The sequence below is a fragment of the Kitasatospora sp. NPDC004745 genome (assembly GCF_042873275.1).
Lineage (GTDB): Bacteria > Actinomycetota > Actinomycetes > Streptomycetales > Streptomycetaceae > Kitasatospora.
In genome coordinates this window covers 58,927-83,255 of record NZ_JBIALK010000023.1, presented here as the reverse complement: position 1 = coordinate 83,255, position 24,329 = coordinate 58,927, and the positions used below count along the sequence as shown (strand labels likewise).

22 protein-coding genes are annotated in these 24,329 nt (G+C 76.4%); 5 read left to right on the top strand and 17 right to left on the bottom strand.

Annotated elements, in window-relative coordinates; all coding sequences use genetic code 11:
- The first annotated feature begins 166 nt into the window (after nt 1–166).
- Nucleotides 167–577 carry a hydroxyphenylacetyl-CoA thioesterase PaaI gene (gene paaI, locus ACFYUY_RS30200; RefSeq protein WP_387905323.1) on the top strand — a complete coding sequence of 137 codons (411 nt, stop codon included), beginning with the start codon at nt 167–169 and terminating at the stop codon, nt 575–577.
- Between the two features lie 46 nt (nt 578–623).
- Here paaI and ACFYUY_RS30195 read toward each other — a convergent pair whose 3' ends face one another.
- The 11 genes from ACFYUY_RS30195 to ACFYUY_RS30145 form a co-directional block, all read right to left on the bottom strand.
- A complete protein-coding gene (locus ACFYUY_RS30195) occupies nt 624–1,892 on the bottom strand; it encodes a phenylacetate--CoA ligase family protein (protein WP_360210362.1) in 1,269 nt (422 codons plus the stop codon).
- Between the two features lie 18 nt (nt 1,893–1,910).
- Entirely contained in the window at nt 1,911–2,846 is a 936-nt protein-coding gene (locus ACFYUY_RS30190; RefSeq protein ID WP_387905320.1) for an SDR family NAD(P)-dependent oxidoreductase, read from the bottom strand.
- Entirely contained in the window at nt 2,843–4,168 is a 1,326-nt protein-coding gene (locus tag ACFYUY_RS30185; protein ID WP_387905318.1) for an MFS transporter, read from the bottom strand. The genes ACFYUY_RS30190 and ACFYUY_RS30185 overlap by 4 nt, the downstream gene beginning before the upstream one ends.
- Nucleotides 4,165–5,394: a phenylacetate--CoA ligase family protein gene (locus ACFYUY_RS30180; RefSeq protein ID WP_387905315.1), complete on the bottom strand. Its 1,230-nt coding sequence runs from the start codon at nt 5,392–5,394 to the stop codon at nt 4,165–4,167. The genes ACFYUY_RS30185 and ACFYUY_RS30180 overlap by 4 nt, the downstream gene beginning before the upstream one ends.
- Nucleotides 5,391–6,428 carry a hypothetical protein gene (locus tag ACFYUY_RS30175; protein ID WP_360210370.1) on the bottom strand — a complete coding sequence of 346 codons (1,038 nt, stop codon included), beginning with the start codon at nt 6,426–6,428 and terminating at the stop codon, nt 5,391–5,393. Before ACFYUY_RS30175 ends, ACFYUY_RS30180 begins: the two co-directional genes overlap by 4 nt.
- Nucleotides 6,425–7,813 carry a KamA family radical SAM protein gene (locus tag ACFYUY_RS30170; RefSeq protein ID WP_387905312.1) on the bottom strand — a complete coding sequence of 463 codons (1,389 nt, stop codon included), beginning with the start codon at nt 7,811–7,813 and terminating at the stop codon, nt 6,425–6,427. The genes ACFYUY_RS30175 and ACFYUY_RS30170 overlap by 4 nt, the downstream gene beginning before the upstream one ends.
- Nucleotides 7,814–7,819: 6 nt before the next feature.
- Nucleotides 7,820–9,535, bottom strand: coding sequence for a class I adenylate-forming enzyme family protein (locus ACFYUY_RS30165; RefSeq protein ID WP_360210374.1), 1,716 nt, complete (start codon nt 9,533–9,535; stop codon nt 7,820–7,822).
- A gap of 114 nt (nt 9,536–9,649) precedes the next feature.
- Complete coding sequence (locus tag ACFYUY_RS30160; protein WP_387905309.1) at nt 9,650–11,008, bottom strand: flavin monoamine oxidase family protein; 1,359 nt, start codon at nt 11,006–11,008, stop codon at nt 9,650–9,652.
- Entirely contained in the window at nt 11,005–11,247 is a 243-nt protein-coding gene (locus tag ACFYUY_RS30155; protein WP_387905306.1) for a phosphopantetheine-binding protein, read from the bottom strand. The genes ACFYUY_RS30160 and ACFYUY_RS30155 overlap by 4 nt, the downstream gene beginning before the upstream one ends.
- On the bottom strand, nt 11,237–12,727 hold the full coding sequence (locus ACFYUY_RS30150) for an AMP-binding protein (RefSeq protein ID WP_387905423.1): 1,491 nt from the start codon (nt 12,725–12,727) through the stop codon (nt 11,237–11,239). The genes ACFYUY_RS30155 and ACFYUY_RS30150 overlap by 11 nt, the downstream gene beginning before the upstream one ends.
- 306 nt (nt 12,728–13,033) lie before the next feature.
- Nucleotides 13,034–14,731: a GAF domain-containing sensor histidine kinase gene (locus ACFYUY_RS30145; RefSeq protein WP_360210390.1), complete on the bottom strand. Its 1,698-nt coding sequence runs from the start codon at nt 14,729–14,731 to the stop codon at nt 13,034–13,036.
- A 321-nt stretch (nt 14,732–15,052) separates the two neighbouring features.
- On the opposite strand from ACFYUY_RS30145, the gene ACFYUY_RS30140 reads away from it, so the two are divergent.
- Entirely contained in the window at nt 15,053–15,955 is a 903-nt protein-coding gene (locus ACFYUY_RS30140) for a universal stress protein (RefSeq protein WP_360210382.1), read from the top strand.
- 317 nt (nt 15,956–16,272) lie between these two features.
- A complete protein-coding gene (locus ACFYUY_RS30135; protein WP_387905305.1) occupies nt 16,273–17,295 on the top strand; it encodes an Acg family FMN-binding oxidoreductase in 1,023 nt (340 codons plus the stop codon).
- A 36-nt stretch (nt 17,296–17,331) separates the two neighbouring features.
- Here ACFYUY_RS30135 and ACFYUY_RS30130 read toward each other — a convergent pair whose 3' ends face one another.
- The 3 genes from ACFYUY_RS30130 to ACFYUY_RS30120 all read right to left on the bottom strand — a co-directional run bounded on the left by ACFYUY_RS30130 (nt 17,332) and on the right by ACFYUY_RS30120 (nt 20,464).
- Nucleotides 17,332–17,847 carry a copper chaperone PCu(A)C gene (locus tag ACFYUY_RS30130; RefSeq protein ID WP_387905302.1) on the bottom strand — a complete coding sequence of 172 codons (516 nt, stop codon included), beginning with the start codon at nt 17,845–17,847 and terminating at the stop codon, nt 17,332–17,334.
- A gap of 134 nt (nt 17,848–17,981) precedes the next feature.
- Complete coding sequence (locus tag ACFYUY_RS30125; protein WP_387905300.1) at nt 17,982–20,240, bottom strand: heavy metal translocating P-type ATPase; 2,259 nt, start codon at nt 20,238–20,240, stop codon at nt 17,982–17,984.
- Nucleotides 20,241–20,272: 32 nt separating this feature from the next.
- Nucleotides 20,273–20,464 carry a hypothetical protein gene (locus ACFYUY_RS30120; RefSeq protein WP_387905297.1) on the bottom strand — a complete coding sequence of 64 codons (192 nt, stop codon included), beginning with the start codon at nt 20,462–20,464 and terminating at the stop codon, nt 20,273–20,275.
- 316 nt (nt 20,465–20,780) lie between these two features.
- On the opposite strand from ACFYUY_RS30120, the gene ACFYUY_RS30115 reads away from it, so the two are divergent.
- Together ACFYUY_RS30115 and ACFYUY_RS30110 are read left to right on the top strand one after the other, a co-directional pair.
- Nucleotides 20,781–21,401 carry a hypothetical protein gene (locus tag ACFYUY_RS30115; RefSeq protein ID WP_360220868.1) on the top strand — a complete coding sequence of 207 codons (621 nt, stop codon included), beginning with the start codon at nt 20,781–20,783 and terminating at the stop codon, nt 21,399–21,401.
- A gap of 128 nt (nt 21,402–21,529) precedes the next feature.
- Nucleotides 21,530–21,949: a hypothetical protein gene (locus ACFYUY_RS30110; protein ID WP_387905294.1), complete on the top strand. Its 420-nt coding sequence runs from the start codon at nt 21,530–21,532 to the stop codon at nt 21,947–21,949.
- 61 nt (nt 21,950–22,010) lie between these two features.
- Here the strand turns inward: ACFYUY_RS30110 and ACFYUY_RS30105 are convergent, their stop codons facing one another.
- The 3 genes from ACFYUY_RS30105 to ACFYUY_RS30095 all read right to left on the bottom strand — a co-directional run bounded on the left by ACFYUY_RS30105 (nt 22,011) and on the right by ACFYUY_RS30095 (nt 24,296).
- Nucleotides 22,011–22,421: an NTP pyrophosphohydrolase gene (locus ACFYUY_RS30105; RefSeq protein WP_360220862.1), complete on the bottom strand. Its 411-nt coding sequence runs from the start codon at nt 22,419–22,421 to the stop codon at nt 22,011–22,013.
- A gap of 10 nt (nt 22,422–22,431) precedes the next feature.
- A complete protein-coding gene (locus ACFYUY_RS30100) occupies nt 22,432–22,827 on the bottom strand; it encodes a PPOX class F420-dependent oxidoreductase (protein ID WP_360220859.1) in 396 nt (131 codons plus the stop codon).
- A gap of 83 nt (nt 22,828–22,910) precedes the next feature.
- The gene (locus tag ACFYUY_RS30095; protein ID WP_387905290.1) at nt 22,911–24,296 is read right to left on the bottom strand and encodes a D-alanyl-D-alanine carboxypeptidase family protein; all 1,386 of its coding nucleotides are present in this window, start codon (nt 24,294–24,296) and stop codon (nt 22,911–22,913) included.
- Between the last annotated feature and the right edge of the window lie 33 nt (nt 24,297–24,329).

Genomic DNA, 24,329 nt, shown 5'->3' with positions numbered 1-24,329 from the left:
CGTCCTCGTGCTCGGGGAACGCGAGCAGGCTAGGGCGCGGGGCCGCGGCGGGGCGGGGAACGGCGGTGCGGCGCGGCGGGGTTCCCCCGGACGGCGGCCCCGTCCGGCGTCCGGGGGCGGTGCCCTACGCTGGGCCGCGACACCGCCGACGGAGGGACCACGCGCCATGCTCGACCCCGCGATCGCCGCCCTGTACGAGCGCGACGGGACCTGCCGGATGCTGGGGATCGCCCTGGACGAGGTGTCCGCCGGGCGGGCGGTGGCGCGGATGACGGTGTCCGCGACGATGGTGAACGGGCACGGCACGGCGCACGGCGGCTTCCTCTTCCTGCTGGCCGACGCGGCGTTCGCGTTCGCCTGCAACAGCCACGGCCCGGTGGCGGTCGCCCAGGCGGCGCAGGTGGTCTTCCTGGCCCCGGCGCGGCCGGGTGACGAGCTGGTGGCCGAGGCGGTGGAGCGCTCGCGGTCGGGGCGCTCCGGGGTCTACGACGTGACGGTGCGGCTGGCGGACGGCGGGGTGGTCGCCGAGTTCCGCGGGCAGAGCGTGGTGATCGGGGGCCGGCCGCAGACCGGCTGAGCGGCCCGCGGCCCCCCGCCGAGCCCCCTGCCCGGCCCGCCCGGTCTCAGGCCCGCGGCCGCTCGTCCAGCACCTGCTGGAGCTTGCCGGTGCGCGGGTTGGTGACCAGCTCCGAGCGCGGCACCCACTCCACGGTGAGGTCGTGGATGCTGCCCAGCGCGACCTCGGCGGGGTAGAGCGGGCGGGCGGTGTAGACGGCCTCCACGAGCCGGTCGGCGAGCTCGGCGAGCTCCTCGGCGGCCGGCCGGTCGGTGTGGCCGAGCCGGATGATCAGGCCGTCGCGCCCGCCCCAGCGGCGCTGGACGAGCTGCATTCCGGCGATCCGCCGGTCCGGGTCGGCGGCCAGCAGGACGGACCGGATCTCCTCGGTCGGCATGGCGACGGTGCCGACCCGGGCGCCCTCGGCGGAGCGGCCGAGCAGGCGGAAGCGCCGGCAGTCGGCGTCGACCCACTCGGCGCGGTCGCCGGTGGGGTAGCGCAGGATCGGCATCAGGGTGCGGAACAGGTTGGTGACCACGACCCGGCCGGGGGTGCCGGGGGTGGTGATGGCCTCGCCGGTGACCTGGTCGACCAGTTCCACCACGGTGCGGTGCGCGAAGGCCTCGTGCACCCGGACGTCGTCGCCTGGCACGGGCGCGCCGACCAGCCCGGCGTCGTTGGAGGCGTAGCCCACCGAGGCGACCGCGGCCCGGGGGAAGGCCCGGGAGAGGATCGGGCGCAGGTCGGCGAAGAGCAGGTCGCCGCCGAACAGCAGCAGTTCGACGCGGTCGGCGACCTCCCCGCGCCGGACCAGGCAGTCGGCGACGGCGCTGAGCTTCATCGGCTCGCCCGCGAGCACGTCGACGCCGAAGCCGGTGATCAGGTCGGCGACGTAGTCGTCCGGGGCGGCGCCGCCGACCGGCAGCCGGACGTTGTCGACCGGCGCGTGGTGCAGGGCGTGCTCGATGTAGAGGAAGCCGCCGTAGAGCTCGCCGGCCATGAACAGGTTGGCCACCCGGTGTCCGGGCCGCAGGCCGGCCCCGACCAGTCCGGCGCCGAAGGCGGTGACCGAGTCGGCGTGCTCCTCGCGCGTCCACGGCGAGAACTTGGGGACGCCGGTGGTGCCGCCGGTCTTGTAGACGCCGGCGTCGCTGAGCGGGCCGGTCAGGACGCGGTTGTCGGGCCAGGCGTTGGCGGCCCAGAACGCGGCCTGGTCGACGACGGGGAGCTGGTCGAGCCGGTCGAGGGAGGCCGGCAGGTCGCGGTAGAGCTCCGCGTAGAACGGGGAGTTCGCCCGGGCGAAGGCGATCAGATCGGGCAGGGGCTTGGCGGACATGGTGGTGGACTCCGTTGCTCAGCAGGGGTGTTCGGGCTGCCCGAGCCAGGTCCGGGCGAGGTCCTGGACGGCGGAGCCGTCGGGGTCGGCGAGTTTGGCGGCCAGGTAGTTGGCGGCCCAGCGGTTGGCGGGCACCCGGAAGGGGGGCCGTTCGGCGAGCAGGGTGCGCACCACGACTCCGGCGACCTCCCGGGCCGGCTGGCCGGCCGACTCCCAGCCCTGGCCGCCCACCCACTCCAGGTACCCGGCGAAGGTGGGCGCGTACGGGCCGGACGCGGCCCGGATGGTGGCGCGGTTGACGTCCGGGAAGATGCCGAACCGGGTGTCCGGGACGAAGCCGGGCACCACCACGGACACCCGGACGCCGTGGGCGGCCGCGACCGGGGCCAGCGCCTCCAGGAACCCCTCGACGGCGAACTTGGCGGCGCAGTACGCCTCGTTGAAGGGCTGGCCGACGACGCCGTGCACGCTGCCGACGGTGACCAGCCGGCCCCCGGCGGAGCGCAGCAGCGGCAGCGCGGCCCGGCTGACGGTCGCCACGCCGAAGAAGTTGACCTCCAGGTTGGCCCGCAGGGCGGCGTCGGTGGACATCTCCAGGGTCGGGTCGTGGTTGGCGACGCCCGCGTTGTTGACCAGGGCGTCCAGCCGTCCGTGGGTGCGGCGCACCTCCTCCAGGCAGTCGGTGACGGAGCCCGGGTCGGTGACGTCGAGCCGGCGCACCTCCACGGCGACGCCGGCCGCGTCGGCGGCCGCCCGCAGCGCCTCGGCGCGGCCGGGATCGCGCATGGTCGCCACCGTGGTGTACCCGGCGCGGGCCGCGGCGACGGCGGTGGCCAGGCCGATGCCGGAGGACGTCCCGGTGATCAGCAGGACCCGGCCGTCGGCGCGGGCGCCGTCCGGCCGGTCCGGTCCGGGCGCTCCGCCGGGGGTTGCGCCGCCGGGGGTCGCGCTCACGGGGCGCTCTCCGCGAGCGCGTCGGCCCCGTCGGCCTCGTCCGCTCCGTCGGCCGGGGCGGGCGCGGGCGCGGCGGCGTCGAGCAGCGGCTGGATGCCGAGCGCCGGGAGGAAGGAGCAGGCGGCCAGCAGGGTGCCGCCGGCCATCACCACCCGGGCCGCGTCCAGGATGCCCAGCGGCCCGGTGAGCAGGCTGACGGCCAGGCCGGCGACCAGCGCGGCCAGCGGGATCACGCCCCAGGTGACGGTCCGGAAGGCGGCGTGCATGACGCCCTGGTTGCGGGAGGTCATCCGGGACTGCCGGGCGGGTGCGCTGCACACGTTGATGCAGGACATGAAGAAGCCGTAGCAGCCCATGGTGACCGCGATCACCGGGCCGGCCGGCAGCGCGGGCGCGGCCAGCACGCCGAGGCCGACCAGGCAGTGCAGCAGCAGCGACCAGGCCATCGTCCGGCCGAGGCCGAAGCGCCGGCTGATCCGCGGTGCGACCACCGCGCCGGCCAGCGCGCCGAGTGCCGCGACGGACATGGCCGCGCCGAACACGCCGACCTGGACGCCGAGGCCCCGGTAGGCGAGGACGGGCAGGACGGTGACGAAGACCGGTCCGCCCGAGTTGAGCGTGACGGCGGACAGGACGATCCGGCGCAGCACCGGGTCGGCCCAGTTGAGCCGGAAGCCCCTGGTGAGCCGCTCCCGGACGGAGCCCTCCTCGACCGTCCGCTCGCCCCAGGGGCGCATGGAGCGGAAGCAGACCGCGGAGACCAGGTAGCTGGCCGCGTCGACGAGCAGGGCGCCGACGCCGAGCGCGCCGTACAGGGCGGCCGCGACGGACGGCCCGGCGACCTCGGCGACCGAGCCGCTGCCCTCCAGCCGGGAGTAGGCGCGGACCATGCCGTCCTCGGGCACCACGGCCGGGACGGCGACCAGGTAGCCGACGTTGAAGAAGATGGTCGCGCCGCTGATCACCGCCACGCAGCCGAACAGCAGCGGGGTGGAGAGCACGTCCAGCGCGTACGCGAGCGGGATCGCCGCGACCGCGAGCAGCCGGACCAGGTCGCAGGCGAGCATCGTCCGGCGCTTGTCCCAGCGGTCGACCAGCACGCCGGCGATCGGGCCGAGCAGCGGGATGCCGAGGTACTGGGCCATCGCGACGACGCCGACCTGGAGGGCGGAGGCGTGCAGCACGAAGATCATCAGGGTCGGGACGACGAACACCGTGACCTTGTCGCCGACCAGGCTGACGGTCTGCCCGGCCCAGAACAGCTGGAAGCTCCGCCCGAGCGGCGCCGGCCGGCCCGGCGGCGCCGGGGCCTTCGCCGTCACGACTCCTCCCGGACGACCAGGGCCGCGGTCTTGCCGGTGCGGCCGTTGCTGACCAGCGCGTCCACCGGGCGCACCCGGAAGGACTCCGGGTCGTGCTGGAAGGCGGTGCTGAGCGTGAAGGTGGCGGCGAGCAGTTCCTTGCGCAGCCGCTCGGCGTCGGGCGCGGCGCCCGGCCCGTCGGCGAGCAGCAGGACGTCCACCCCGGTGGCCCGGCCGCGCTGCTCGGTGAGCACCACCTGGGCGCGGGCGACGCCGGGTTCGCGCTCGGCCCGGGTGATCAGCTCGTCCACGTCCAGCCCGAGGCCGCGGACCTGGACGACGCTGTCGCGCCGGCCCAGCACCCGCATCGCCGGGCCCGGGCGGCCGCACGGGCAGGCGGTCAACTCGCCCGCGTCGCCGGTGCGGTAGCGCAGCACCGGGTTGAGCATCTCGGGATCGAGGGTGGTGAAGTCGAGCAGGCCGTCGGCGTCCACGTGGACCAGCTGGTGGGGCAGCGGGTGGAAGGTGTCGGCCGGGCAGTCCGGGGTGTTGGTGCCGACCACCCAGGTCTCGGTGCTGCCGAACATCCCCCAGCGCCGGGCCTGCGGCGCCATCACGGCGAGGTCCTCCTCGAGCTGGGGCTGCCAGGCCTCGCCGAGCCAGAGCACCTTGCGCAGCGAGGGGAGCCGGACGCCGGTGGCGCGGGCGTGCGCGAACCAGAGCCGCAGCACGCTGGGCGTGCCGCCGATCGCGGTGACCCCCCGGTCCGCCAGGAAGGCCAGCCAGTCGCCGTACTCCTCGCGGGTGACGGAGCCGAGCGCGATGATCCGGCAGCCCGAGAGGTCGGCGAGCCCGGCGGCGAGGTAGTGCGCGCCCCACATCCGGCCGGCGCCCCAGGCGTTGGCGAAGACGTCGGTGCGGTCGAGCGGCTGCCAGTGCGCGTGCACGCCGGCCATGTAGAAGCCGGTGGGCGCGTAGCCGACCTTGGGGGCGCCGGTGCTGCCGCCGCTCTGGAACAGCCAGGTGGCGGAGTGCTCGGCGGCCGGCTCCAGGTGGGCGAGGGCGGTGTTGAGGTCGTCCTTGGCGAGCGGGGGCAGCGCCGCGAGCCGCTCCAGGGTGTGCACGTTGACGTGGGCGGCGTAGCGGGCGGCCAGCGCGGGGACGCCGCGCAGCCGTTCCAGGGTGCGCCGGGCGACGTCCAGCCGGGGTTCGGCGGCCTCGGGGGGCAGGGAGAAGGAGGCGGTCATCGGGGGTCCGTCCGGTGGGTCGGGTCGAGGGTCAGCGGGCGGGCGCCGTCGGCGAGCCACTTGGCGTGGCCGTCGCGGTAGGCGGTGAAGCGGGCGCGGGTGACGTCGCGCTGGAGGGTGCGTTCCGGGTCGCTGAAGTCGGGGGCGATGACGCCGTCCGGTTCGAGTTCGGAGAACCAGTACCGCTCGCCGTCGTACAGGAAGTCGACGCAGAAGAACGGGATCGGCAACCGCTCGGCGAACCAGGCGGTGGCGGCGGCGAGTTCGGGCGGCACGGGCGGGAACTCCATGGCGCCGCCGCGGCTGGCGTTGGCGACCGGCGAGCCGGCCTCCGGGGTCCGCTTCATCACCGCGTGGGGCCGGCCGTCGACGACGTAGACCCGGTAGTCGATGGTGCCGTCGCCGAGGTACGGCTGGACGACGAGGGTGGTGTCGCCGCCCTGGGCGAGGCTGGCCAGGCCCCGGATGTCCTCGGGGCCGCGGGCCAGGTTGATTCCGCCGCCGCCGCACCAGCCGGCCGGCTTGACGATGGCCGGGTAGGTCATGCCCCCGAGCGCGACCTCGTAGACGTGCTTGCTGATGTCGCGCCCGGTGCCGATCCGCACGGTCGGGATGGTCGGCACGGGGGATCCCGCCAGGAACAGCAGGGTGGCCAGCTTGTCGTTGCCGATCAGCGAGACCTGCGGCGGGAACGGCAGGTAGAAGCCGGCCTGTTCGAGCACCGCGTAGAGCGCGTACTGGTTGAAGACGTCCATCGACTGGTACGGCAGCGAGTACAGCGCGGTGATGAACAGGGTGTCCTCGGGGGTGACCGGCTCGTCGTCGACGTAGACCCGGGGCCGGCCGGGGCCGGTGGCGTCCACCGTGACGGCCTCCGGGGCGTGCCTGGTCCAGCGCAGCCCGAGGTCGGCGGCGCACTCGGCGTACAGGTCCCAGAAGAAGCCGTGCCACATCCCGGCCATCCGGGAGGACTCCCGGTCGGGGAAGATCCAGCACAGGCGGCGCAGTTCGCCGGCCGGGGCGGGTGTGCTCATCGTGCTCCTCGCGGTGTGGCGGACTGCCCGGACCACCAGCGGCGGCCGGCCTCGGGGAGGGTGTCCACCGGGTCGAAGTAGGGGTGGCGCCGGTCGAGCGGGGCCTGCGGGCCGTCGTCGCCGTCCAGGCTGGTGCGGTAGTTCTTCGTCCAGTACGAGATGCCGCGCTCGCGGTCGTAGGCGACCGCCTGGTGGACCCACCGCTTGCCGACGTCGGGGACGTCGCAGACCAGGCGTGGCGTGGCGTAGCCGGGCAGGTAGCCCATGATCGCCTCCTGGAGGTGCTGCGCCCGGTGCAGCGGGGTCCGCCAGTGCTCCGCGCCGGGGATGACGTCGCAGAGGTAGAAGTAGTACGGCAGGACGTTCGCCTCGCCCTGCAGGGCGAAGCAGAGGTCCAGCAGGTCCTCCGGGGTGTCGTTGACGCCGCGCATCAGCACGCCCTGGTTGCGGACGTCCCGGACGCCCGCGTCCAGCAGCGCCCGGGCGGCCTCGGCGACCAGCGGGGTGACGGACCGCACGTGGTTGGCGTGGGTGTGCACGGCGAGGTTGACGGCGCGGCGGGCGGCAAGGTCGGCGACCCGGGCCACGCCCTCCAGCACCCGGGGCTGCAGCCAGTGCTGCGGCAGCCCGACCACGGCCTTGCTGGCGAGCCGGATGTCCCGGACGGAGCCGAGGTCCAGCAGCCGCAGCAGGAAGGACTCCAGGCGCGGCCACGGGACGTTGGCGAGGTCGCCGCCGGAGACCACGACGTCGCGCACCGCCGGGGTGCGCTTGAGGTAGTCGAGCATCTGCTCCTGCCGGTCGGCGGGGCGCAGCAGCAGCCGGGTCTTGGCGACCTGCGGGGTGGAGGTGCCGACCAGGTCCATCCGGGTGCACTGCCCGCAGTACTGCGGGCAGGTCGCGGTCAGCTCGGCCAGCACCTTGGTGGGGTAGCGGTGCGTCAGCCCCTCGACGGCCCACATCTCGGCCTCGTGGAGGGAGTCCCGCTCGGCCCGCGGGTGGCTGGGCCACCGCGGGTGCCGGTCGGCGCGCACCGGCAGCATGTAGCGGCGCACCGGGTCGGCCAGGAACGCCTCGGTGTAGGCCGCCGGGGCGTCCTGGGCGTCCGGGGCCATGGTGTTCAGCATCTGCGGTGGCAGCAGCATCGGCATGGTGGCGAACTGCGCCTGGTCGGCGGCGAGTTCCTCGTAGAACCGGTCGGTCAGCAGCGGGCCGGTGACGGCCCGCAGCTGGCGGGCCGTCTTGACCGAGTGGGAGCGCTGCCACTGCGGGTCGCGCCACTGGGCGTCCGTCACGTCGCGCCAGCCCGGCAGCCGCCGCCAGTCCGGTTCGACCAGGGGCGTGCGCGTGTACTGGTACGGCTGGCGGATCTCGGGGTGGTCCATGGCCGGCTACTGGCCGGCGGAGGCGGTGAGCAGGCCGGCCAGGCGGGTCCGCAGTTCGCGCTTGAGCACCTTGCCGGTCGGCCCGAGCGGGAAGTCCTCCGGGGTGCGGGCGATCCGGACGGCGGCGAGTGCGGCCAGTCCGGCCCCGGCCAGCGCCTCGTTGGCCGCCGTCCGTACCCGCTCGGTGTCGGCGTCGGCCGCCTCGGCCTGCAACTGGACGACGGCGACGGGGCGTTGGCCCTCGCCCGCGGCGCCGGGCAGGCCGATCACGGAGCAGTCCCGCACCAGGTCGGCGCAGTCGGCGAGCAGCACCTCCTCGATCGGCAGGCTGTGCACCGGGCCGTCGGCGGTGTCGATGACGTCCACCGTGCGGTCGAGGTGGTAGAAGCGGCCGTCCGGGTCACGGCGGGCGAGGTCGCCGGTGAGCCAGTAGCCGGCCAGCTCGAAGCTGCCGGTCAGCCGCGGGTCGTTCCAGTAGCCCGGGGTCCGGGAGGGGGTGACGACGCCGAGCATGCCGACGGTGCCGTCGGGGACCTCGGCGCCGTCCTGGTCGAGCACGGCGGCCTTCAGGACGACCTCCAGCGGCCTGCCGACGCAGCGGTCGTCGCGGGGGCTCTCCGGGGTGGTGACCTGCCCGAACAGCGCCATGCCCATCTCGGAGGAGCCGAGGCCGTCGACGAACTGGGAGCCGGGCAGGGCGGGTTGCTCGGCCTTCTCCTGCGGCAGCAGCCAGGGACGGATCAGTCCGGCGGGCCGCTCGCCGAGCGTCACCAGCCGCCGGATGTGGCCGTGGTGCGCGCTGTCGCCGGTGTTGAACCAGGAGTGCACCCGGGCGGCGCCGCGGACGGGGAGCTCGCCGGTGGCGAGTTCCACGAAGGTGCGCGGGAAGGAGGCGACCATCGTCGGCTGGAAGGCCTCCATCACCGGCTCGACGACGGCGCGCCGCCAGTCGGCCATGACCACGGTGGGCAGGCCGAGCAGGGTGGCGGTGAGGAAGTAGCTCAGACCGCCGGCGTGGGTGTGCGGCATCAGTGACATCAGCCGGTCGTAGGGCTCGGCGGGGAAGCGCTCCATGCGCGGCTGCTTGCCGTCCCAGAACTGGCGGTGGGCCAGCATGGTGGACTTGGGCGTGCCGGTGGTGCCCGAGGAGTGGATGAGGGCCACCACGTCGTCCGCGGCGTGCCGGTACGGGTACGCGGCGGGCAGCCCGGCGGACGCGGCGTCGAAGGCCTGCACCTCGGCGGCGAGCGCGACGAAGCGCGGGCGGCGCTGCGGGGCCTCGCGGTAGGCGGCGGCCAGCCGGGTGGGGTCGTCGGCGACGACGCCGACCACGCCGACGTGGTCCAGGTAGCGGACCATCACGTCGTGCCGCATGGCGTCGTTGACCAGCGCGGGGACGGCGCCGAGCGCGGTCAGCGCCAGGAAGTGCAGCAGCGGTTCGAGACCCTCGCCGACCACGATGGCCACCGGCTCGCCGGGGCGCACCCCGTTGGCGTGGTACCAGGCGGCGTAGCGGTCGCGCAGGGCGGCGAGGTCGAGCAGGCTGTGGCCGCGCAGCACCACCTCGCCGCGGTGGTCGGTGCGGTGGGTGAAGGCGAACGGCACGGCGCGGTTGGGGTTGGCCGCGATCGCGTGGTCGAGGAAGTTGCCGGCCCCGAGGGCGGGTTCGGTCATCAGCCGCTGTCGGGCGGCGAGGGGGGCGATGGAACTCTGGTCGCTCATGGCGGTCTCCGGACGTGGGGTGCCGGGCGCGGGTTCTCGTGAAACCGGCGCCGGGTGGGGAGAGGGTCGTGCGTGGGGAGGGGCGGTGCGCGGGGAGGAGGCGGTGCGGTGCGGTCAGCCGCGGGCGAGGACCTCGGCGACGACGCGGTACGCGGAGCGGATCGCGCCCTCCATCAGCCCGAAGTAGGCGGTGCTGGTCTCGGTGCCGGCCCAGTGCACGCGCCCGTGCGGGGTGGTCAGCGTGGGGCCGAGCCGCGACCAGTCGCCGGGGCCCAGCAGGGCGGCGTAACAGCCCTTGCTGTAGGGGTCGTTGAGCCAGTCGGTGACGTGGCAGTCGATCGGTTCGGGCAGCATCGGGAAGAGCTGGGCGGCCTGCTCGGCGGCCGCCGCGCGCTGCTGCCGGGCGGTGAGTGCGGCGAAGCGGTGCGCCTCGGCGCCGGTGACGAAGCCGGTCAGTACGCCGATCCGGCCCTCGGCGGGGGAGTCGTCGACGGTGGAGAGCAGTGGCCCGCGGGCGTTCACCGACCAGCCGGAGAGGCCGTGGTCGCGCCAGACCGGCTCCGGGTAGACCAGGTGCACCTTGACGGCGCAGCCGCGTGCGGTGCGGTCGCCGGCCCGCGGCACCGGCAGTCCGGGGCGGAAGTCGATCGCGTCGGCGAGCAGCGGCGGCAGGGCGAGGACGGCGACGTCCGCCCGGTGGCTGCCGTGCGCGGTGTGCACGGTGACGGCGTCGGCGTCCTGGTGGACGGCCCGGACGGGCTCGCCGAGCCGCACCCGGGGGCCGAGCCGCTCGGCCAGCCGTTCGCACACCTGGTGGGCGCCGCCGGCGATGCGGTCCTGCTGGGCCCCGCCGGCGAAGGCGTTGAGGTAGCGCAGCCCGCCGCCGGAGCGCAGGTAGAAGGCGAGGTGGAGGACGGAGACGTCGGCCGGGTCGGCGGCGGTCATCTCGCCCAGGAAGAGCGGGAAGAAGAGCCGGGCGTCCGGGTGGCGGAGCTGCTGCTCGGCCCAGTCGGCGGCGGTGAGGGCGTCCAGTCGCTCGGCGTCCGGGGTCAGCCAGGGGGCCTCCGGGTGGACGGCGGCGGTGAGTTCGGCCAGTTGCTCGAACAGGTCGCCGAGGGCGACGGCGTTGAGCGGCGGGAACCGGCCGTCCCGGGTCGCGGCTCGGCCCGGGTCGGCGGACGGGTCGGGGTCGAGGGCGAAGCGGCTGGCGCCGAGCATCGTGGTCGGGGTGGTCTTGAGGCCCAGCTCGGCCATCAGGGCGAGCAGTTCGGTGTGCCGGTCGCCCAGGTAGGCGGCGCCGGCGTCGACCCAGGCGCCGGGGGCGGCCTCGATGCCGTGGGTGCGTCCGCCGACCCGGTCGCGGGCCTCCAGGACGGTCACCCGGTACCCGCGCGCGGCCAGCCCGGTGGCTGCGGTGAGCCCGGCGATCCCGGCGCCGACCACGACGGCGGAGGGGCCGGTGCGCCCGCTCATCCGGTGGCCGTGATTCTCTGGGCGAGGCCGGCCGGGGTGGTGGCCTGCAGGAACTCCTTGAAGGTCAGTTCCACGCCGTGGTCGCGGGCGACGGCGCTGAGGACCCGGGTGGCGACCAGGGAGTCGCCGCCGAGCTCGAAGAAGTCCGAGTCGGCCGTCACGTCCTCGCGTTCCAGGACGCGGCGGAAGACGGCCACCAGGGCCTCTGGTGTGGCGGTGGTGGTGAGGTCAGTGCTCAACGGAGGTCTCCTTCGACCTGTCGTGGGCGTAGCGGAGGTGGCAGGCGGCCCGGTCGACCTTGCCGCTCGGGGTGTGGACGAGCCGCGGGACGACGGTGATCCGCCCGGGCACCAGGTGGCCGGGCACCCGGGCCCTGAGGTGGGAGAGCAGCGCGGCGTCCAGGCCCTCGGCCGAGGCGTGGCGGCGGGCCACCACGTACGCGACCAGGGTGGTGCGGCCGGCCGCGGTGGTGCCGGTGACGGCCGCGGCGGTGACGTCGGGGTGCGCGGTGAGCTGGGCCTCGATCTCGGCCGGGTCGACCCGGATCCCGCGGACCTTCAACTCGCCGTCCAGGCGCCCCTGGTGGGTGAGCAATCCGTCCGGGCCGCGGCTCACCCGGTCGCCGGTGCGGAAGTACCGCTCGCCGTCGAGGGTGGTGAACCGGGCGGCCGTCGCCTCGGGCAGGCCGAGGTAGCCGAGCGCGACGCCCGGCCCGCCGATCAGCAACTCGCCGCTGTCGTCGAGGCGTTCGACGACGTGCGGCAGGGCGCGGCCGATCGGTGCGGGGGCGGTGCCGTCCCAGTGCCGCTCGGGTGCGAGCGGGCCGGCGAGGTCGACGGCGTGGGTGATCTGGGTGGTCTCGGTGCAGCCGTAGGTGTTCAGCAGTCGGATCCACCCGGTGTCCAGCCGGCTCCAGTCGGCCAGCCGGGCCGGGTTGGCCGCCTCGCCACCGATCACCAACAGGCTTAGGCAGGGCGGGAGTCGGTCGCCACCGTCGACCAGGTGGTGGACGAGTTCGTGCCAGAAGGCGGTCGGCAGGTCGAGGACGGTGATCCGCTCGCGCTCGACCATCCGCAGGAAGCGCGGGAAGGACCCGCTGTGCGCGTCGGGGTCGAGGACGAGGGTGGCGCCCGCGGTGAGCGCCGGGAGGATCTCCTCGAAGCAGGTGTCCCAGTTGAGCGAGGCGAACTGGAGCACCCGGTCGTCGGGGGTGAGTCGGAAGAGCCCCCGCAGCGCGTGGGCCGTGGCCGCTGCGGCACGGCGGGGGGTGGCGACGGGTTTCGGCTGCCCGGTCGAACCCGACGTGAAGAGAATGTAGGCCGGTTGTTCCGGGCCGTATTCGGCGCGGTCCGGCGGGCGGGTGCCCGGCGGATCTCCGGGGAATTCCAGGAGTGTCGGTAACTCGACTAATCGGAGGTCGAGTTGGGTGGCAGGAGCGTCCCGGCCGGCCACCTGCACCCGACAGTTCGCGGACGCCGACATGGCTTGTCGGCGCACCGTCGGGAATGCCGGATCGACGGGGCAATACACGCCCCCGGCGGTCAGCACGCCGAGAAGTGCGACCACCGTTTCGGCCGTGTGGATGGCCGGCACGGCGACCGTGCCCGGGTCCGGCCCCAGCCGTGTGGCCAGGGTGTTCGCCAGCTCCGCGAGCCGGCCGTAACCGATACTGCGTCCTTGCTGAACCACCGCTGGGCGGTGGGGATTTCGACGTGCCATTTCCGTGAACGCGTCGATCAGGTCGGGAGTGACCTGGAGGGTGTCGCGATTAATTGACATGCCCGCCCCAAATGACGCTGTCGAATGCTCATCCGTGCTCGGCGAACGGCGACTCTACCGTCGAACATGCGTTGCGACAATGGATGTTGGGGATGCAGTTCGAGGGGGGCGTGCTCGAAGTGTGAAGCCACCCGGGCCGGTTCGGTCGTTCGGGTGAGGACGACGTCGCGCCGGGCCGCGGCGGCCCGTACCGACGGCGCCCCCCGGACCGTACCGAAGGCGCCCCCCGGACCATCCGACGGATGGTCAGGAGCCCAGCGGGGCCTCCCAGACCACCCGGGTGCCACCGTCGTCGCCCGGCCCGACCGCGAACGTCCCGCCCACCCGCTCGGCGCGCTCGGCGAGGTTGCGCAGCCCGCTGCGCCGGCCCCCCTCGGTGACCCCCACCCCGTCGTCGGAGACGGTCAGCGCCACCCGCCCCGCCAGCGCCCGCAGCGTCACCTCCACCCGGCTCGCCCGGGCGTGCCGGGCCGCGTTGCTGAGCGCCTCGCCGAGGACGGCCACCACGTGCTCGGCCAGCTCCTGCGGCACGTCGGTGTCCAGCAGGCCCTCCATGCTCAGCCGCGGCGCGAACCCGAGCGTCCCCTGCGCCTCGGCGACGGCCCGGGTGGCCCGGGCCCGCAGACCGCGGTCCGGCTCGCTGTGCGCGCGCAGCCCGAAGATGGTCGAACGGATGATCTTGATGGTCTCGTCCAGGTCCGCCACCGCCCGGGCCACCCGGTCCGCCGCGGCCGGGCTGTCGATCAGCCGTCCGGCGCTCTGCAGCGTCATGCCGGTGGCGAACAGCCGCTGGATCGCCAGGTCGTGCAGGTCACGGGCGATCCGGTCGCGGTCCTCCAGCAGGGTCAGCTGCTCGGCGTCGCGGCGCCGCTCGGCCAGCTCCAGGGCCAGCGCCGCCTGGTCCGCGAAACCCAGCAGCGGCCCGGTCTCGTCCGGCCCGAAACCCGGCTGCCCCGCCGCCCGGGCCAGCAGCAGCACGCCCCGCCCGTACCCCGCCCCGGTGCCCAGCGGCACCGCGACCGCCGGGCCCAGCCCCGCGAACCGCCCCGCCGGCCCGGCCGGGTAGCGGGCGTCGCAGGCCAGCTCGTCACTGGTCACCGGGGACCCGCAGGCGTACGCGGCGCCCGACAGCGTGCCGTCCACCGGCACCGTCACCCCCAGCCGCGCCGACGGCTCCCCGCCCAGCGCCACCTCCACCGTCAGCTCCGCCGCCGGCTCCTGCGGACCGGCCACCGCCACCGAGACGTCCGCCAGGTCGGCGCCCGCGATCTCCCGCGCCCGGCGGGCGATCAGCTCCACCACCTCCAGCCGCGGCGCCCCCGACAGCAGGCTGCGGGAGATCTCCGCGCTCGCCCGCAGCCAGCGCTGGCGCAGCTGCGCCTCCTCGTACAGGCGGGCGTTGTCGATCGCCACCCCGGCCGCGACCGCGAGGGTGGCGATCACGGCCTCGTCGTCGGCGTCGAAGTCCAGACCGCCGCGCTTGTCCGTGAGGTACAGGTTGCCGAACACCTCGCCGTGCACCCGCACCGGGACCCCCAGGAAGGTGTGCATCGGCGGATGGTTCGGCGGGAAGCCCACCGAGGCCGGGTGCTCGGACAGCACCGGGCAGCGCAGCGGCTGCGGATCACGGATCAGCTCGCCCAGGATGCCCCGGCCGGACGGCGGCGGACCGACCTCGGCGATCTCCTCCTCCGACATCCCCACCGTCAGGAACTGCGACAGCGTGTGCCCGTCCGGGCCGATCACGCCGAGCGCGCCGTAGCGGGCGTCCACCAGGTCGACGGCCGCCTCGACGATGCGGTGCAGCGCCTGTGCGAGGTCCAGCTCCCGGCCGACCGCGAGCACCGCCTCCAGCAGGCTGTGCACCCGGTCCCTGGTCCCGCGTGCCGCGTCGATCCGCCACTGGAGCTCCTCCAGCAGCTCGTCCAGGCGCAGCCGGGGCATCCGCGCGCCGCCGCCCGCCGCGCTGCCGTCCGCTCCGCCCACCGGTGTCCTCCTCGTGTCCGCCCCGCGCGCGGCCCCCGCTGCCCCGGGTGCCGTCCCACCTGCGGGATCGCCCGGTTCACCGTAGTGCCCGGGTGTCGGCGCACCGCACGCCGGGGTCGGCCGTACGCTCCGTCGGGCGGGCCTTTCGTCCCGTCCCCCGGGGTCCTCGGGCCCCTGTCGCCGGCCGCCGCGCACCGCCAGGGTGGGGGAGGAGCGGACGGGCCGTCAGTGCGCCGCCGCCCGGCGCCGACCCGCCGGACCGACACAGTGGAGGACCTTGTGAGTGAGCGGAGCGCGTACGTCAACGAGAGCGGCGGGCACCCGGTGCCGGCCGTGCTGGCCGGGGTCGACGGCTCGCCGCAGAGCACCGCCGCCGCCCACTGGGCCGCCGGGGAGGCCCGGCTGCGCGGAGTGCCGCTGCGCCTGGTGCACGCCTGGCCGTGGCTGACCGACGGCGAATCGGCCTTCGCCGAGCCCGACGACCTGCCCGCGGCCGCGCAGCGGGTCCTCGCCGCGGCCGCCGGGGAGGTCCGCGAGCGCCACCCCGGCCTGGAGGTGCGGACCGACGGCGTGCTGGACGCGCCGGTCGACGGCCTGGTCGCCGCCGCGGCCGACACCGACCTGCTGGTGCTCGGCTCCCGCGGCCGCGGCGGCTTCACCGGCCTGCTGCTCGGCTCGGTGAGCATGGCCGCCGCCGCCCGCAGCGGCGTGCCGGTGGTCGTGGTGCGCGAACCCGGCACGGCCGGCGGCGGCGACGGGCCCGAGGTCGTGGTCGGCGTCGACGCGCAGGACCCGCAGGACGAGGTGCTCGCCTTCGCCTTCCGCGAGGCGGCCCTGCGCGGCGCCCGGGTGCGGGCCGTGCACGGCTGGGACCTCCCGCCGGTGTTCGGCTACGCGGGCGGTGCCGTACCGGCCACCGAGATCGCCCAGCTGGAGGCCCTGGAGGCCAAACTGCTCTCGCTCGCCGTGGCCGCGGAACGCGAGCGGCACCCCGGCACCGCGGTGGTCGAGGACGTCCGGCTGGGGGCCGCCCGCGGCCTGGTGGACGCTTCTGCCGGGGCCGCTCTGGTGGTCGTCGGCCGGCGGCACCGGCCGATCGAGTTCGGCCCCCGGCTCGGCCGGGTCGCGCACGCGGTGCTGCACCACGCGCAGGCGCCGGTCGCCGTCGTCCCGCACGGCTGACCGGCTGACCGGCTGACCGGCGGGCACCCGGCCCGGGCCCCGGACCGCCGTCGCACCCGCCCGGCGTCCGTCCGGCGGGCGGGTGCGACGACGGGCCGTTGGACCCTGGCGCCCGCCGCGCCCCCGGCGCAGGCTCGGAAGCAGCGAGGTCACGGCGCCCGTCCGGGCGGGCGGACCCCGGGACGGGCCGACGGCCCCCGCCGGGCGCGCCGCGACCTCCGGTCCGGCACGGCACGCGGTCCCGCGGTCCCGCGTTCAGTGTTCCCGCGTCCCCGTGCGACGGCCGGACCCCGGACACGTCCCAGGAGTGGATCACCATGACCGGCACCTCCCTCCCCCTGACCCTCACCCCGGCGGACCTGCAGCTGCTCGCCCTCGCGGGCGGCGCGGCGCCGTCGCTGCACAACAGCCAGCCGTGGCGCTTCACGCCGACCCCGGACGGGCACGGACTCGCCGTGCACACCGACCCCGGCCGCGCGGTGCCGCTCGCCGACCCGACGGGCGCGGCGCAGCACATCGCCGTCGGCGCCGCCGTGTTCAACCTCCGGGTCGCCGCCGCGCGGCTCGGCCGCGACCCGGTGGTCCGGCTGCTCCCGGACGAGGCCGACCCGACCCTGCTGGCCGTCCTCGACCTCGCCGCCCCGGCCCGCAGCCGGCGCCCGTTCGGCCGCGACCTCTACCCCGCCATCACCGCCCGGCACTCCAGCCGCCAGCCGTTCGCCCAGCGCGACGTGCCCGAGGCGGTCCTCGGCGAGCTGATCGGCGCCGCCGGGGAGGAGGGCGTGGTGCTCGCCCCGCTGGAGGAGGCCGGCGTCCGCCGGGTGCTGGCGCTCACCGCCGAGGCCGAGCACCGCAACACCGCCGACCCGGCCCGCTCGGCCGAGACCCGCGACTGGCTGCGCGCCGGGCCGGGCGCGGCGCCCGACGGTACTTCCGGCGCCGCCGGGGACGGCATCCCGTACGAGGCCCTCGGCCCGCAGGACCACGACGCCCGCGTCCCGATGCGGGAGTTCGCCGGCCGCCCGCCGCACCGGCCCGCGCAGCCCTCCCGCCGCTTCGAGGCGCTGCCCCAGCTGTGCACCCTCGCCACCGGCGGCGACGGGCCGGTGGACTGGCTGGCCACCGGGCAGGCGCTGCAGCACGTCTGGCTGCTGGCCACGGTGCACGGCGTACGGCTGACGGTCTGGCACCAGGCCGTCGAGTGGCCGGACACCCGGTGGGCGCTGCGCGACCCGGCCGAGGGGCCGGGGCACGTCCAGCTCGTCCTGCGGGTCGGCTACGGGCCGCCCGGGGCGGCGACCCCCAGGCGGCCGGTCACCGAGCTGCTCGGCGGCTCCTGAGCGGGCGGCCCCCGCTGCCCGCGACGGACCGCGGGCTCAGCGCGGGCGGGAGGCCGGCGGCAGCACCTGGGCCCTGAGCCGCAGCTCCGGGCTGCGGCGGAAGGAGAGGGTGAACTCCACCCACTGGCCGGCCTGCAGCGGCGGCGGGTCGGCGATCAGCAGGTCGGAGTCCTCCGGGGACATCACCAGCTCGCCGCGGCCCGGGACGGGCAGCGCGGCCACCGGCTCCCAGCGGCCTGCCGCCCCCTGGTGCAGATGCCGCTTCAGGGTGACATGACCGCCGAACTCCCAGCGTGCGCCGACCAGTTCGTCCGAGACGTCGCCCGGGTTGCGGACCGTGAAGAAGGCCGCCACCGCCGGGGCGGCGCCGGTCGGCAGCAGCACCCACCCCGGCCCGGCCTCCACCGGCCGGGCCCGGCCGGCACCGCCGACCGCCGTCCACCCGGTCAGCAGGGCGAGCGCCAGCACCGCCGCGCCGACCGGGGGCGCGACCGCCCGGAGGCGCTCGGCGCGCCCGCTCGTCCGCCGTCCGCTGGTCCGCGGCCCGTTCACCCGTCCGTCCGCCCGTCGCCCGCTCATCCGTCGCCCGTCCGCCCGTCGCCCGTTCATCCGTCGCCCGTCCGCCCGTCGCCCGTTCATCCGTCGCCCGTTCACCCGTCCGTCCGCCGGTCCGTCGGTCCGTCCGCTCATCGGCCCGGTCCGTCCGTGCGGCTCCGCGCCCGGCCGGGGGCCGTCGGGGCGCCCCGGCCCGGCTGCCAGGTGCGCAGCCGCAGGCTGTTGCCGACGACCAGCAGCGAGCTCAGCGACATCGCCACCGCCGCCAGCATCGGGTTGAGCAGCCCGACCGCCGCCAGCGGGATCAGCACCACGTTGTAGCCGAAGGCCCAGAGCAGGTTGACCCGGATCGTCGCCAGCGTGCGCCGCGCCAGCCGGACGGCGTCCACCACCGCCTCGATGTCACCGCGCACCAGGGTCAGCCCGGCCGCGCCGATCGCGGCGTCGGTGCCCGAGGCCAGCGCCACCCCGAGGTCCGCCGAGGCCAGCGCCACCGCGTCGTTGACGCCGTCGCCGACCACCGCGGTGGTCCGCCCCGCGGCCCGCAACCCGGCCACCACCTCGGCCTTGCGCTCGGGGGAGGCCGAGAAGTGCACCCGCTCGATGCCGAGCTCGCGGGCCACCGCCTCCGCCGCGCCGGGGCCGTCCCCGGTCAGCAGCACGGTCTCCAGCCCCAGGCCGCGCAGCCGGTGCAGGGCGCGCCAGCTGCCCGCGCGCAGCGTGTCACCGACGGCGAGCACCGCCGCGGCCCGCCCGTCCAGCTCCACCAGCACCGCCGTCCGGCCCGCCGCCCCGGCCGCCGTCACCGCGGCGGCCAGCACCTCGGGCAGCGGCCCCGCGGCGTCCGGCCGGACCACCCGGACGGACCGGCCCTCCACCGCCCCCGACACCCCGAGCCCGGCCGTGGCCGCGAATCCGTCCACGGCCGGCAGCGCGCCGCAGCGCTCCCGCGCCGCCGCCGCGACGGCCCGTCCGACCGGATGCTCCGACCGGTGCTCGACCGCGCCGGCCAGCCGCAGCACCGCGTCCCCGGACGCGGCCCCGGGCCCGTCGGCCACCGTCACCGACGCCAGTTCCATCCGCCCGGTGGTCAGCGTCCCGGTCTTGTCCAGCACCACGGTGTCCACCCGGCGCAGGTTCTCCATCACCTCCGGGCCGCGGACCAGCACGCCCAGTTCGGCGCCCCGCCCCGTCGCCGCCAGCAGCGCCGTCGGCGTCGCCAGGCCCAGCGCGCACGGGCAGGCCACCACCAGCACCGCGACGGCCGCCGTCACCGCCGCCTGCGCGGACGCGCCCGCGCCCAGCCAGAAGCCCAGCACGCAGACCGCCACGGCCAGCACGCTGGGCACGAAGACCCCGGCCACCGCGTCCGCCAGCCGCTGCGCCCGGGCCTTGCCGGCCTGCGCCTCCGCCACCAGGGCGGTGATCCTGGCCAGCTGGGTGTCCGCGCCGACGGCCGTCGCCCGCACCACCAGCGCGCCGCCGACGTTGACCGTCGCACCCGCCACGGCGTCCCCGGGGCCGACCTCGACCGGTACGCTCTCCCCGGTCAGCAGGCTCAGGTCGAGCGCCGAACCGCCCTCGACCACCACCCCGTCGGTGGCCACCCGCTCGCCCGGCCGCACCACGAACTCCTGCCCCGGAAGCAGCAGTTCGATCGGGACGAGGCGCTCCTCGGCACCCCCGGGAGTCCGGACGCACACCTCCTTCGCGCCCAGCCCGGCCAGCGCCGCCAGGGCCGAACCGCTGCGCCGCCGCACCCGGCCCTCCAGCAGCCGCCCGGCCAGGACGAACAGCGGCACGCCCACCGCCGCCTCCAGGTACACGTGCGCCGCGCCGCCGCCGTCCGCGGTGAGCGAGAACGGCATCCGCATGCCGGGATCCCCGGCGCCGCCGAACAGCAGCGCGTAGGCCGACCAGCCGAAGGAGGCCACCACCCCCAGGCTGACCAGGGTGTCCATGGTGGCCGCGGCGTGCCGCAGCCCCTGCCAGGCCCGCCGGTGGAACCCCGCCGACCCCCAGGTCACCACCGGGACGGCCAGCGCGAAGCAGACCCACTGCCACGCGGTGAACTGCAGCGCCGGCACCATCGACAGCACCACCACCGGGACTGCCGACAGGGCCGTCACCAGCAGCCGCAGGCGCTCCCGCGGCTCCTCCGCCGGGAGCCCGACGCCGACGCCCTCGGGCGCCGGCGCGGCGGTGTAGCCGGCCCGTTCGACCGCCGCCACCAGCTCCGCGACCGGCACCCCGGCCGGGTGCAGCACCCGGGCCCGCCCGGTCGCCAGGTTCACCCCGGCCGTCACCCCGTCGATCCGGGCCAGCCGCTTCTCCACCCGGCCGACGCAGGCCGCGCAGGTCATCCCGCCGACCGCGAGGTCGGTGCTCACCAGGGCCCCGGTGCCGGCCCCCGCGACGGGGCTCACGGCATCCCGCCCATGTCGTGCCCACCCGCCCCGGGCGCGCTGCCACCCGCCGGCGCGGGCCGCAGCCCGGGCGACACCGGCCCCGCCTGGCGCCCCACCGCGAAGGCCACCACGAACACCACCACCAGCAGCAGGGCGAACCCCGCCAGCACACTCGACGGCCGGACACCCGGCGACTTCGCACTCACCCCCCAGCAGTCGGACGGCCGGAGCCGTCGGTTCCCGTACGTTCCGACTTTCGGCATCCGAGGGCGGTTCCGGCGCCGGGGCCCGTGCCGGTGCCGGTGCCGCCCGGTGGTCCCCGGGTACCTTCCGGCGCCCTCCGGGAGCCTCCGGGCGGCACCGGCGGGCCGGGCCCCGCGCCGGGGGAGCACCGCCACCCGAACGGGCGCGCAGCTGTCGCCGTCGCGCGGCAACGCGACGAAGCATGGGGTGGGAACGGGCCCTCCGGCCGCGGCCTCCAGCGCCCGGACGTAGAACGCCGAGCGAGAAGAGAGAACCCCGGTGCGCGAACTCCACAGCCTCCCCAGCCCCTCGGCCACCCGCCGCCCGCGCCGCCGGGCCGCCGCCCTGGTGGCGGTGCTCGCGGCCGCCGGGGTGCTGGCGGCCTGCAGCAGCTCGTCGACCAACCCCTCGATCACGGCCTCCGGGCCGGCGCCGTCCGAGTCGGTCGCCGCCGCCGAGGGCACCCCGTCGCCGTCCCCGACGGCCGCCGAGTCGCCGTCCGCGGCGGCCACCGCCGACGCCTCGGCCGCCGCGGCGGCGGCCTCCTTCGCCGCCTCGGTCTCCGCCCAGCAGACGGTGACCGGGGCGAAGGCCGCCACGGTGCTCGCCGCGCTGCCCGGCGGCGGCAACGCCATCGGCTCGGTCACCGTCGACGAGGTGCCGCTGCGCGACTCCGGCGGGCTGCCCGCGGCCGTCGTCACCGTCGAGAACGGGGGTCTGAACCCGGCCTCCTACGCGGTGCAGGTCGACTTCACCGACACCAGCGGCAAGACCGTGGACAGTGCGATGGTCGGCGTCGAGGCCCTGCCGGCCGGCGAGCAGGCCTCCTCGATCGCGTTCAGTCGGACCCCGGCCCAGCAGCGCCTGCTGCCCGTGGTGGTGAAGGCCTACAGCTACTGACGGCGGCACCGGGGCGCGGGCGGTCCCGGAACCGGTCGCCGGACGGACTGTCAGTGGTGCGCCGTAGCATCCCTTCGTGTGCCGAACAGCGGTGCACGGAGGGATTCACCACGTCAGGGGGAACAGTGATGACGCGCAACAGCAGGCGGATCCTGGCCGCAACGGCCGGTGCGCTGGGGGCGGTGCTGGCGCTGGCCGGTCCGGCCGCGGCGGTCCAGGGCGGCATGGGGACGGGCGAGATCCTGCCGCACCCCGGGCCGGACGGCCTGATCTGGATTCCGGACTGGATCGGCGACGGCGGGGCGGTCAGCGCCTCGGTGAACCCGTCGCAGCCCTTCACCGTGACGGTCGGCTGCCGGGGCGGCGGCTCGGTGCAGGTCCACGTCGGGGGCCTCGCCCCGGCCGACTTCACCGTGCGGTGCCCCGTCGACGCCACCGGCACCGGCTCGGTCGAGATACCCGCCCGCCCGGGCCGGGACATCGAGTTCACGGTGACCGCCTCCGACCAGGCGATCCACTGGGGCATGTACGCCACCCAGCCGGAGTGACGCACCGGGCCGTCCGCGTCGGCGGGCGCGGACGGTCCTCAGCGGCGGACGCGGACGGTCCTCAGCGGCGGACGCTGCGCGGGCCGGTGACGTCGGCGCCCAGGGCGGTGACGCGGGCGCGGAGTTCGCGGTCGGCGGTGACGACGAGGCAGCCCCGGTCAGGCCGTTCGGCGCGGGCCGCGCGCACGAGGTCGACGATCCGGTCGTCGCCGCTGCCGGCGGCCGTGACCACCCGCACCTCGGGCAGGCCGGTCACGCCCCGGGCCGCGCCCTCGACGACCAGCAGGACCTCCACCGGGCCGGGGCGGTCCGGCAGGCCGTGCGCGGCGACGGCCACCAGGGCGTCCCGCAGGCGTTCGGCGGCGCCCCGGCGGTCCCGCCACCACCCGTCGGGCACCGAGCCGACGACGTTGGCGCCGTCCACCACCAGCAGCGGCAGCGGGCCCGGGCCGGTCCCGTCGTGCTCTCCCATGGCGGCGGCCTCAGCTCAGCGTGATGCGGATGCCGACGGTGCCGCGCTCGCCGCGGCGCAGCCGGCTGCCGAGCAGGGTGAGCACGCCGAGCAGCCCGTACTTCTGGCGCAGCAGGGTCCGGTAGGCGGCGGTGCGCTCGGGGCCGAGGATCTCGGCGGTGGCCGGGTAGTGCGCCCCCGTCGGCCGGCCCTTGACGTCGCAGGGGCCGACCAGGACGTCGGCGCGGTTGCGGATCCGCTTGACCTTCCAGGAGTCGGTGACGGTCCAGACGCCGAGGGCCTCCCCGTCGCGCACCACCCAGACGGGCGTCGGCACGGCGGTGCCGTCCTTCTTGTAGGTGGTGACGAGCAGGTAGCTCCCGGAGGAGAGGCTGACGATCCGGGCGAGGTGGTCGGGCGTGGTCATGGCCAGGAGTGTAGGGCGTCGGCACCGATCGCCGCTGGTCAGCACGGGCCGCGGGGCGGCGGGCCGGGTGGCCGGTCCGGCGTTCAGCGGTGCCGGCGGGTGCGGGCGGTGACGACCAGGGCCCGCGCGCGGCGGACGAGGCGGCGCCGGCCACGGCCGCCGACCCCGGTGGAGCCGCCGAGCGCGGTGCAGCCGCCGCGGCGGAGGGCGAGCGCCGGCGCGGAGGCCGCGGCGACCGCGACCGCTGCCGCCGGGGCACCGGGGGCGGTGGCGGGCCGGCCGCGGCGGCGGGCCGCGGTGCGCCGTCCGGCGGCGAGCAGGGCGAGGGCGGAGCCGAGGGCGGCGGCCGTCCAGGCGGCTGGTTCGAGGCCGGGGCCGCGGTCGTCGGCGGCCTGCGGTTGCCGGGTGGCGCCGCCCGGGCCCGTGCCGGAGCCGGAGCCGGCGGCGGGGGCCGGCCCGGTGGCGGGCGCGGTGTCCTCCACCAGCTGTCCGACGGGCTGGACCTTGCCGGCTGCGGCGAAGCCCCAGTCGAGCAGGGCGGCCGCCTCGTCGTAGACCCGGCCCTGGGCCTCGGGGTGCATGACGGTGACCAGCAGGGTGCGCCCGCCGCGCTGGGCGGCTCCGGTGAAGGTGGCGCCGGCGTTGGTGGTGTAGCCGTTCTTGACGCCGATCAGCCCGGGGTACTTGCCGAGCAGGCGGTCGGTGTTGGCGATGTCGAAGCTGGTGCGCTGGCCGGTGAGCTTGTCCAGTGCGCCGGGGAAGCGGGCGGTGCGGGTGCCGCAGTAGGAGCGGAAGTCGGCGTTGCGCAGCCCGGCGCGGGCGAACAGCGTGAGGTCGTACGCGGAGGAGACCTGCCCGTCCATGTCGTAGCCGTCGGGGGAGACCACCCTGGTGTCGCGGGCCTGCAGCGACCGGGCGCGGGCCTGCATCTCGGTGACGGTCTGCTGGAGGCCGCCGTTCATGTGGGCGAGGACGTGGACGGCGTCGTTGCCGGAGCTGAGGAAGACGCCCCGCCAGAGGTCCTCGACGCGGTAGGGGAGGTTCTCCTTGACGCCGACCAGGCTGCTCCCGGCGCCGAGGTTGGCGAGTTCGGCGGGGGCGACCTTGTGTTCCAGCGTGCGGTCGAACTTGGGCAGCACGGTGTCGGCGAAGAGCATCTTGAGGGTGCTGGCGGGGGGCAGCTGCCGGTGGGCGTCGAGGGCCGCCAGGACCTCGCCGGTGTCGGCGTCGGCGACCAGCCAGGACCGCCCGGTCAGTTCGGCGGGCAGCGCGGGGGCCCCGGCGAGGGGGGCGACCTGGACGGCCGGTCGGGCGAGCCGCTCCCCGCCGGCCGTGCCGGCGGCCTCGGGTGCCGCGGTGGCGGCCGTGGCACCGCCGCCGGCCGGGGCGGCCGTCGCGCCCGCGGCGCCCGCTGCGAGCACCAGCGTGGACGCCGCGGCGGCCGCGAGCCTGCTGACATGCTGTGACATCTGCTGCACACCGCGAACGTACCCGGGCCCGGG

Bases quoted from the DNA above. Each gene is read 5' to 3' on its own strand.
- paaI (WP_387905323.1), top strand. From the start codon at position 167: ATGCTCGACCCCGCGATCGCCGCCCTGTACGAGCGCGACGGGACCTGC.
- ACFYUY_RS30195 (WP_360210362.1), bottom strand. From the start codon at position 1,892: ATGTCCGCCAAGCCCCTGCCCGATCTGATCGCCTTCGCCCGGGCGAAC.
- ACFYUY_RS30180 (WP_387905315.1), bottom strand. From the start codon at position 5,394: ATGACCGCCTCCTTCTCCCTGCCCCCCGAGGCCGCCGAACCCCGGCTG.
- ACFYUY_RS30175 (WP_360210370.1), bottom strand. From the start codon at position 6,428: ATGAGCACACCCGCCCCGGCCGGCGAACTGCGCCGCCTGTGCTGGATC.
- ACFYUY_RS30170 (WP_387905312.1), bottom strand. From the start codon at position 7,813: ATGGACCACCCCGAGATCCGCCAGCCGTACCAGTACACGCGCACGCCC.
- ACFYUY_RS30165 (WP_360210374.1), bottom strand. From the start codon at position 9,535: ATGAGCGACCAGAGTTCCATCGCCCCCCTCGCCGCCCGACAGCGGCTG.
- ACFYUY_RS30160 (WP_387905309.1), bottom strand. From the start codon at position 11,008: ATGAGCGGGCGCACCGGCCCCTCCGCCGTCGTGGTCGGCGCCGGGATC.
- ACFYUY_RS30150 (WP_387905423.1), bottom strand. From the start codon at position 12,727: ATGGCACGTCGAAATCCCCACCGCCCAGCGGTGGTTCAGCAAGGACGC.
- ACFYUY_RS30145 (WP_360210390.1), bottom strand. From the start codon at position 14,731: ATGCCCCGGCTGCGCCTGGACGAGCTGCTGGAGGAGCTCCAGTGGCGG.
- ACFYUY_RS30135 (WP_387905305.1), top strand. From the start codon at position 16,273: ATGACCGGCACCTCCCTCCCCCTGACCCTCACCCCGGCGGACCTGCAG.
- ACFYUY_RS30110 (WP_387905294.1), top strand. From the start codon at position 21,530: ATGACGCGCAACAGCAGGCGGATCCTGGCCGCAACGGCCGGTGCGCTG.
- ACFYUY_RS30105 (WP_360220862.1), bottom strand. From the start codon at position 22,421: ATGGGAGAGCACGACGGGACCGGCCCGGGCCCGCTGCCGCTGCTGGTG.
- ACFYUY_RS30100 (WP_360220859.1), bottom strand. From the start codon at position 22,827: ATGACCACGCCCGACCACCTCGCCCGGATCGTCAGCCTCTCCTCCGGG.
- ACFYUY_RS30095 (WP_387905290.1), bottom strand. From the start codon at position 24,296: ATGTCACAGCATGTCAGCAGGCTCGCGGCCGCCGCGGCGTCCACGCTG.